7 protein-coding genes are annotated in these 6,255 nt (G+C 33.4%); 5 read left to right on the forward strand and 2 right to left on the reverse strand.

The window, feature by feature from the left end; translation table 11 throughout:
• Positions 1-130: 130 nt before the first annotated feature.
• Positions 131-994 carry an IS3 family transposase gene (locus LEP1GSC202_RS14070; RefSeq protein WP_015675849.1) on the reverse strand — a complete coding sequence of 288 codons (864 nt, stop codon included), beginning with the start codon at positions 992-994 and terminating at the stop codon, positions 131-133.
• Positions 995-1,011: 17 nt separating this feature from the next.
• The gene (locus LEP1GSC202_RS14075; protein WP_083929967.1) at positions 1,012-1,290 is read right to left on the reverse strand and encodes a transposase; all 279 of its coding nucleotides are present in this window, start codon (positions 1,288-1,290) and stop codon (positions 1,012-1,014) included.
• Positions 1,291-1,369: 79 nt separating this feature from the next.
• Here LEP1GSC202_RS14075 and LEP1GSC202_RS20510 point away from each other — a divergent pair, with 79 nt between their 5' ends.
• From LEP1GSC202_RS20510 to LEP1GSC202_RS14095, 5 genes are all read left to right on the forward strand, one after another.
• Positions 1,370-1,936: a Shedu anti-phage system protein SduA domain-containing protein gene (locus tag LEP1GSC202_RS20510; RefSeq protein ID WP_083930031.1), complete on the forward strand. Its 567-nt coding sequence runs from the start codon at positions 1,370-1,372 to the stop codon at positions 1,934-1,936.
• Between the two features lie 1,325 nt (positions 1,937-3,261).
• Positions 3,262-3,597, forward strand: coding sequence for a type II toxin-antitoxin system RelE/ParE family toxin (locus LEP1GSC202_RS14080; protein WP_039929081.1), 336 nt, complete (start codon positions 3,262-3,264; stop codon positions 3,595-3,597).
• Positions 3,594-3,893 (forward strand): helix-turn-helix domain-containing protein, encoded by a 300-nt coding sequence (locus LEP1GSC202_RS14085; RefSeq protein WP_015678422.1) that lies wholly within the window; start codon positions 3,594-3,596, stop codon positions 3,891-3,893. The genes LEP1GSC202_RS14080 and LEP1GSC202_RS14085 overlap by 4 nt, the downstream gene beginning before the upstream one ends.
• 278 nt (positions 3,894-4,171) lie before the next feature.
• Positions 4,172-4,894 (forward strand): hypothetical protein, encoded by a 723-nt coding sequence (locus LEP1GSC202_RS14090; RefSeq protein WP_156825392.1) that lies wholly within the window; start codon positions 4,172-4,174, stop codon positions 4,892-4,894.
• Positions 4,895-5,105: 211 nt separating this feature from the next.
• The gene (locus LEP1GSC202_RS14095) at positions 5,106-5,936 is read left to right on the forward strand and encodes a hypothetical protein (protein ID WP_015678421.1); all 831 of its coding nucleotides are present in this window, start codon (positions 5,106-5,108) and stop codon (positions 5,934-5,936) included.
• The last annotated feature ends 319 nt before the right edge of the window (positions 5,937-6,255 follow it).

Raw genomic sequence — 6,255 nt, forward strand, 5'->3', positions numbered from 1 at the left:
AAACAATAGATTCCAAATGCTATCTGGAAGATTTGCAAAGCATGGGAATTCTAACATGACTATTGGAAGTTAGTAAGGAAATTAGAATTAAGATAAAATTGAAGTTTGAAGTTCCTAAGTAAAAATATACTCACGAATAGGCATGAAATTCATTTTCAAATGTAACAGGAGCTTTGTATCCAATTTTAGAATGCAAACGCTTTCTGTTATAAAAAACCTCGATATACTCAAATAGAGAACTTCGAGCCTGTTCTAAGGAATGGAAGTTCTTATGATTTGTAAACTCTCTTTTTAATGTAGCAAAAAAAGATTCAGCAGGAGCATTGTCCCAACAATTTCCTTTTCTACTCATGCTTTGAATAAATCCTTTTGATGTTAGTTGTTCACGAAATTCTCTACTCGCATACTGACTTCCTCTATCGGAATGGATGATAAGTCCTTTACTTGGTTTTTGATTCTCAATAGCATTTTCAAATGCTTTCATAACGAGAGATGTTTTCATATGAGTGTCAACAGCCCATCCAACAATCTTCTTTGTGCATATATCTTTGAATTTACATAGATATAGAAATCCAAACAAATAGGGAATGTAGGTAATATCAGTCACATACACTGTGTTTGGTGTAGAAACGTCAAAGTTTTGTTCAAGCAAGTTTGGACTAATTGTTTCTTCATGATTGGAATCTGTCGTCACAGGAGGCTTGAATTTCCTTGTTGTAATGGCTTTTATCCCATTTTCCCGCATAATTTTAGCCACAGTAGGTAAACTGACTTTGATTCCCCTTGCTTTTAGTTCTTTCTGAACTCTCGGACTTCCATAAGAAAGCAAATCTCCCTTGTGGAATCTTTGAATTTCAGATAAAATCTCTATACTTTTTTGATTTCGAATCAACTTCGACTTTTTCAACCAAGGATAAAATCCCTTGTGTTTAATATCTAATACTTCGGACATCACTTTGATAGAAAACCCACAGGATTCCCTATGTTCTTTCATAAATAGATATTTATCTTCTAAGGACTTAAAGTGATGCCCATTGCCTTTTTTAAAATATCCCTCTGCTGTTTTAAATTTTGAACTTCACGTTCAAGCTCCTGGATCCTCTTGTCTCGAACATCTTGCAGAGATCCATTCTCGGTTTGATTTTGATCTAGTTCCTTTTTCCATCTGCCTAGTATCCCATTAGGGAGTCCTAGTTCTTGGCATACCATATTCTGGGATTTCCCACTTGATATTAAATATTGAACCGATTCCCTCTTAAACTCTGTTGTGTATTGTTTTCTACGCTTCATGGCAACCTCTTGTAGTCGTTTGTTGCCTATTGTCGAGTATATAATCCGTTAGGAACTCCACTCAACAGGGGAAAGAGAAATAGCCAGATATTTAAAGGAAAATCCTTGGATACTCTATTGGACACTTTGCCCTGCAAGTGGTCATTGCAGATACGTTTTCAAAGAATTTCCGCTAGGGAATGAGTATAAAGTAGATTTTCTAATTTTAAATTCATATTCTGGACTCTGGGAAGTAATATTTGTAGAACTAGAATCAATATCAGATAAGCTTTTTACAAAGAAAGGTACTCCAACTCAAGTCCTTGCAAAAAGCATAAAACAAATTGATGATTGGAAAACATACTTTTCAGCTGAAAAGAATAACTTAAGAAAAGAACTTTGTAAATGGACAATGAGCAAAGATATATTGGGCTATTCAACACCTAGCAAAAATCCAAGCAATGATAGCGCAAATTATCTTCTAGACCCAAATACATATATTAAAGACCGATATTATATTGTAATAGGTAGGAGTTCTAGATTAAGTGAGTTAGAAAATACCGAAAAAGCCAAGTATTCCTTTCTTCATTCTATGGAATTATTAACCTACGATCGACTATATAGCCTGATTAAGCAAAGATACCCAATCTCCAAGCATTTTCAATAAACACATTGTTACTTCGCATAACAGCGACTTACCGCTACGCTTCGGGACAAGCCCTCGCTCGGCCTCCGGCAAATTCCCCTTCTGGCATTCGCCTTGCTTACGCAAGCTACATGCCAGTCCCTAACGTCCCGTCCGGGACTCAGGGTCGGGGAACTTCGGTAAGTCTATTCGTTATGCGCAATATTTCCAATGAAATTTTTATATAAAGAATTTTTGTATTAAAGAGTTACTAGATTATATAAATTTAAATATAGATAGTAAAATTACAAATACCATATGTGAATTGAATAATAAACCTTAAACCAATTCAATATAAAAGTAACTTAATTAATATTCTCTTAAATCTGAATATTCAAAACATTGCCAACAGATTTTAACACCGGTTATAATTTGAAATATTAATTTCTTTCTTACGCAATGCTATTTATATCAAATTTAGTTAAAAGGGATAAAAAAAATGGGTATGATAACAATAGCAAACAAATTTAAAGCTTCAATGAAATATGATAAAAAATCTGTATCTGCCTACATAAATTAACTGACATTACTTATATTACCAATAAACGCTTTAAGTGAGCGGTTTGAATAAAGTTATCCTTGCTATGTCGAAGCTACTTAATTTTTCTAAAATACTTTTAATTGTTATTTTCTTCTTCGGAAACCAAATAAATACTCAGGAAGTATTTCAACCATCAATTATAGAAATTAGAATGTGTATTGAAAGAGTGAATAAATGCCTAGATGATTGCAATAAAGAATATCCAAGTCAATATACTAAGTTTCCAGAATATAAGCGAAATTCTTGTCGAGAAGAATGTGTTACATATCCGGAAAATAGAATATGTAGCAGCTTATTTAAATCTAGCTATAAATAGAATTTACATTTTATTTATTTTAAATGGATGAATTTCTAATTTCAATCTTTCTTCGACCGTGAAAAGGCAGCTAATTATTAATCAAGTTACAATACTTTGCTTTATTTGTGTAGTTTTAAATTGCTAAATATCAAAAAGGCGCCAATGTAATAAATTGAAATGGAAATGGAAATTCTCTTTCAAATTAAAAAAATAATTTTTTTAATAAGCGAAATACTGCGCATAACAGCGACTTACCGCTACGCTTCGGGACAAGCCCTCGCTCGGCCTGCGGCAAATTCCCCTTCTGGCATTCGCCTTGCGTTCGCAAGCTGCATGCCAGTCCCTAACGTCCCGGCGGGACTCAGGGTCGGGGAACTTCGGTAAGTCTATTCGTTATACGGCATGGCTGAAAACTTTTCACAATATAATGGAATTGACAAAATATACCATATTTGATATATTGTTCGAGTGACTTATAAGATTCAGCTACTAGAACCTGCTGAGCAATTTCTTGTCAGTTTGGAAAATAAGTTAAAGGCTAAATCTTTCAGAACTATCGAATTATTGAGAGATTTCGGACCTGAATTAAGGGAGCCCTTTTCAAAGAAAATTGCAGGTATTAATGGTCTATTCGAATTAAGAGTTAAACAAGGATCTAACATATGTAGATTCTTTTATTTTTTTGAAAAAGATAAAATTGTGATCATTACTTCAGGCTTTATCAAAAAAGATCAAAAGACTGATAAAGATCAGTTAGATAAAGCGAAAAAATTAATGTATATATATAAGGGAGAAAAACCATGAAATTAAAAACTAAAGATTTAGATTCTCTTTTAAAAAATCAACTTAAAGACAAGAAATTTAAATCAGAATATGAAGCACTATCTAATGAATTTAACCTTGCAAAAGAGATTATTACATTAAGAAAAAAAAGACATTTAACACAAAAAGATTTAGCTGAAAAAATTGGTACTTCCCAACCCGCGATTGCAAGAATCGAATCTGGCAACTATAAAAATCTTTCCTTATCTTTCATTAATAGATTAGCAAAAGCATTAGATGCTGAACCGGTTATACATTTAAAAAGCAAAAGTGCTTAACACAATCAGCCACGCCGTATAACAGCGACTTACCGCTACGCTTCGGCACAAGGCCTCGCTCGACCTGCGGCAAATTCCCCTTCTGGCATTCGCCTTGCCTTCGCAAGCTACATGCCAGTCCCTAACGTCCCGTCCGGGACTCAGGGGCGGGGAACTTCGGTAAGTCTATTCGTTATACGCAATTTCGCAAAAATAATATTACGAGAGTTTAAATGAAGATTATAACTATTTGCCTGCTACTTCTTCTTATTAAATGCAACGAAATAATTAATATTTCTGTGTGCGATTCAGATCTTGAATCTAATTCTTATTGTTTTAATAAAGACAAAATTGATTCAAGAGAAATCGGAGCAAATATATCTCCAAATATTTTTATCGGCGAAAGTTTCGAAAATAATCTTGTACTTGTTGAACCTTTCGAATTTGACAATCATGACCATGCAAATAACTTTAAATTTTTCAATATAAGAAGAACCATATCGGCTTTTGCTTTCCAAACTTTAAATGCACAAAAGATAAATGGTAAATTTATTGAACATTCAAGATTACATCTATCAAAAATTTACGATAGACCCAAATATTTCAACATGACTATATCGGAGCCAATTTTTGAACTTTTAAAATATAAAACTAATGAAAATATTATAAATAATTCTATTGTATTCGGTGTTTTTGATCTTGATTTTGAGAAGGCTGATTGTTCAATTTTTGGGAAAAAAAGGCCTTACACAAAAGAAGAATATAAAGAAGCATTAGAAGAACTTAAAGAGGACCACCAAAGCACCGATCGAACTTTAGATTTCAAATCACCTGAAGAAACAATTTTAAATGCTAGATTTATATGTAAAATTCAATATTCAGCCGTCAAACTAGAGATTTTACTTTCATCGTTTAATACCAAAGGTATGGAATATGCAGGAACAGTTTATATCGCAGATTTATACAAAGATAAAAAACTAATCAAAACAATACAAAAATATAATTACGATGGACCTTATTAATCAAAGCGAAACTGCGTATAACAGCGCCTTAACGCTTCGCTTCGGCACAAGGCCTCGCTCGGTCTGCGACACATTCCTCTCCGTCACGATTCTTGCTACGCAAGAATGCGTGCCGACGCTAACGCCTACTCTGTAGGCTCAGCTCCGAGGAACGTCGTTAAGGCTAGTTCGTTATGTGCAATGTTTTAAAAAATAATATAGAGGAGTAAAAATGGAATATTTAATTCGAATTGCCATCGGAGCGATAATTGGAGGATTAACAGGTTATTTAGTTTTTTCTCTCTTAAATAAATATTTAGGTAAAAATCTAAAAAAAACGAACTTCTTAATTTTTCCCATAGTAGTAACAATATCCATGGTTGGAATATCCAATCATATAATTACAAATATTTTCCAAGAAAGAGAGAAAAATAAAAATCTTGAAGTAATATTCGAATCTCTTGAAAGACATCCAATCTTTATGTTAATCAAGGAACATCATCCGGAAAAATTTAAGGAAATAAAAACAAAATACGCGGCAATATACCAGGAAAATACAAAACTTACAGAAGCAGATATCTATGCCTTAAGTTATCAGATAGGAGCTCAAGCCACAAATGAATTTTTACAAAAAGCCAATAATGAGCAAATCTCAAACCACGTCAAAATATTAATCGATGCTCTTGAAAATACTTCAAAAACAAAGCCAGATATCGCATTCGCAATCGTATTTCCAGATTACATAATTAACATTAATAATAAAGAATTAGAAGAATTTGGAAAAAATGAATTACTCATGTCTAGTATTAAGACTATAATATCAAATAAAACGAATAGCACGAAAACTTCTTACTTTGATGATGTGATTTTTGAAACGTTCATTAAAGAGAACGAGAAACAAGTTCAAAAATATAATGAAACTTTAAGTAAATTAACTAAAAATAATTCGGAAAGTGAAAGAAGAGAAATTTTCAACGGATACCTTACATTCTATCAAAATATTTTAAAACTTGGTTCAAATAAATCAGGTCCAATTTTAAGAAATTTGTTAAAACAACATTGATTTTAAAACTTAAAACACTGCGCATAACTGACGCTAACCACTTCGCGGCGGGACTCCGCCCTTGCTCGGTCTGCGACACATAGGCTTTTGTCACTCCTCTTGCTTACGCAAGCCTCGTGCCAATCCCTAACGTCCCTTCCAGGGACTCAGGGCCAGCCTACGTCGGTTAGCTAGTTCGATAATTGCAATTGGTTGATCAATAGAATAAGACGCGCAAATTTTTTGAATGTGAGTGATGTCGATTAAAGCGGGAGAAAATACATGGCTGTGTTACTCCATTTACGTCTGTTACAGGATTATTGCTTTTTTAAGAGATAAG

It is taken from the genome of Leptospira yanagawae serovar Saopaulo str. Sao Paulo = ATCC 700523 (assembly GCF_000332475.2).
In the GTDB taxonomy this organism is placed as follows: Bacteria; Spirochaetota; Leptospiria; order Leptospirales; family Leptospiraceae; genus Leptospira_A; species Leptospira_A yanagawae.

Coding starts and splice junctions, on each gene's coding strand:
- LEP1GSC202_RS14070 (WP_015675849.1), bottom strand. CDS start 994: ATGAAAGAACATAGGGAATCCTGTGGGTTTTCTATCAAAGTGATGTCC.
- LEP1GSC202_RS14075 (WP_083929967.1), bottom strand. CDS start 1,290: ATGAAGCGTAGAAAACAATACACAACAGAGTTTAAGAGGGAATCGGTT.
- LEP1GSC202_RS14085 (WP_015678422.1), top strand. CDS start 3,594: ATGAAATTAAAAACTAAAGATTTAGATTCTCTTTTAAAAAATCAACTT.
- LEP1GSC202_RS14095 (WP_015678421.1), top strand. CDS start 5,106: ATGGAATATTTAATTCGAATTGCCATCGGAGCGATAATTGGAGGATTA.